At 51.4% G+C, this 2,022-nt stretch carries 2 protein-coding genes; both read right to left on the minus strand.

All coding sequences use genetic code 11. From position 1 onward, the window contains the following. Positions 1 to 150: 150 nt before the first annotated feature. Positions 151 to 1,062, minus strand: a complete 912-nt coding sequence (pfkB, locus tag IKE44_RS09795) for a 1-phosphofructokinase (RefSeq protein ID WP_049626711.1) — start codon at positions 1,060 to 1,062, stop codon at positions 151 to 153. Then, the gene (locus IKE44_RS09800) at positions 1,059 to 1,811 is read right to left on the minus strand and encodes a DeoR/GlpR family DNA-binding transcription regulator (RefSeq protein ID WP_055358266.1); all 753 of its coding nucleotides are present in this window, start codon (positions 1,809 to 1,811) and stop codon (positions 1,059 to 1,061) included. Before IKE44_RS09800 ends, pfkB begins: the two co-directional genes overlap by 4 nt. Between the last annotated feature and the right edge of the window lie 211 nt (positions 1,812 to 2,022).

A 2,022-nucleotide genomic window follows, 5' to 3' on the forward strand; every position in this document is an offset into this window, starting at 1 on the left:
ATCAATTTTATAGTTTTGTGTACAATTCATCTGAAGTCCTCCTTGGCATGATGGTAGGTATTGTTTGACACCCCTGCATCATACCAAGAGGGCTTTTTTTGATCAAGTCCCCGGAAAAGCTCCTAACGGGAATGCTCCTTTATTTTCAATTTATAAATGCACGATATGGACGCGGTCGACGAGCGCTTCCACTTCCTCTTTCGTACACAAATCTTCCGAAAACGCGGTCGCGCTTCCAGCGGCGACACTGTAAGCGAATGCTTCCTCAATCGATTTCCCATCCGCTTGAGCGGCCAAAAATCCAGCGACCATCGAATCGCCCGCCCCGACCGAATTTTTCACCGTTCCTTGCGGCGCTTCGGCAAACAACGCTGTTTCCTCGTTGAAGTAAAACGCCCCGTCGCCGCCCATTGACACAATGAGATGTTCCACTCCCTTTTCCACCAGTCGTCGGCCATACAACACGATGTCTTCTCTTGTCACCATCGCAACACCAAACAGTTCGGCCAGCTCATGATGGTTCGGCTTAGCCAAAAACGGGCGGCACGCAAGCAGCGCCCCGAGTGCCGGACCGCTCGTGTCGACAACAAGGCGAACGCGCTGGTTCACCGCCCGAGCCGCTAATCGCTCGTACATGTCCGCCGGCAGCGACGTCGGCACGCTTCCAGCAAGAACAAGCACATCACCGGCCGAAAGCGCTCCAATTTTCGCGATCAATTGCACGGCATCGTCATCGGCAACCGCCGGGCCTTCGCCGTTAATTTCCGTCTCCCGCCCCGCTTTCAGTTTGACGTTAATGCGCGTTTGCCCTGGGACATGAACAAAATCGCAGGCAATGCCTTCTTTCCGAAGTTCGCTTTCAATGAACCCGCCGGTAAATCCGCCGATGAACCCAAGCGCCGTGCTGTCAACACCCAAGCGCTTCAACACACGCGACACGTTGATCCCTTTCCCGCCCGGAAATGTGAACGTTTTCACCGAGCGATTCAGTTCGCCAACATGAAGCTCATCGAGATGAACGATATAATCAACAGATGGATTCAACGTACATGTGTAAATCATGGAGCCACAACCTCTACTGTTGTTTTTGTTCGATACAAATCGTTCCACTCTTCATCCAATTCATCGGTGATCAACACCGCTTCATACAAATCCGCAATTTTTGCGAACGCGCTTTCATTCAACTTCGAATGGTCTGCAAGCACATACGCACGCTGCGCCAGCTGCATGGCCGTATATTTCACCAGCGCCTCTTCCGGGTCCGGCGTCGTATAGCCATAGTCGTAATGAACACCGTTCGCGCCGATGAAACATTGGTCGAAGCGGTACTGCCGCAGCGACTCGATGGCGCCGCGCCCGATCAACGCCTTCGTTTTCGGCTTGATCATGCCGCCGACCAAATACGTCGTGACGTTATGCTCAAGCAGCCGCTCGACATGCATCACGCCGTTCGTCACCACAATGACCTCTTTGCCAGCCAAATGCGGAATCATTTCCCACGTGGTCGTTCCCGCGTCCAAATAGATGCAGTTTCCTTTTTGTACCAAGCTGGACGCATAGACAGCGATCCGCCGCTTTTCTTCGATATATTTCAGCGATTTTTCCGACACGCTCAACTCTTCGCGCTTCTGCTGCAACAAGGCCGCCCCGCCGTGCACACGGCGCAGTTTCTTTTCGGTCTCAAGCTGCGTCAAATCACGGCGAATCGTCGACTCTGACGCCCCGGTCGCCTCTACGAGCTCTTGCAGCTTGATGACTCCTTTTTGCGCCAACAGGTCCAAAATGAGGCGGTGGCGTTCTTCGGTCAGCACACTCCCACCTCCGATCATCGGGGATATCGCTTACAACTCTATCATATCCCAAGACAACGAAAAAATCAATCAAAAACATTCATTATCACTCAATATTAATCAAAAGTAGTATTTAAAACGATCATAATCATTCATCAACAACAAAAAAACATTGCCTTTCATTCCGATCAGGCAATGTTTCTAAACTATCGTCCGGAAAGATACAGTTGAA

This window comes from Geobacillus sp. (genome assembly GCF_017515625.1).
GTDB lineage: Bacteria > Bacillota > Bacilli > Bacillales > Anoxybacillaceae > Geobacillus > Geobacillus stearothermophilus.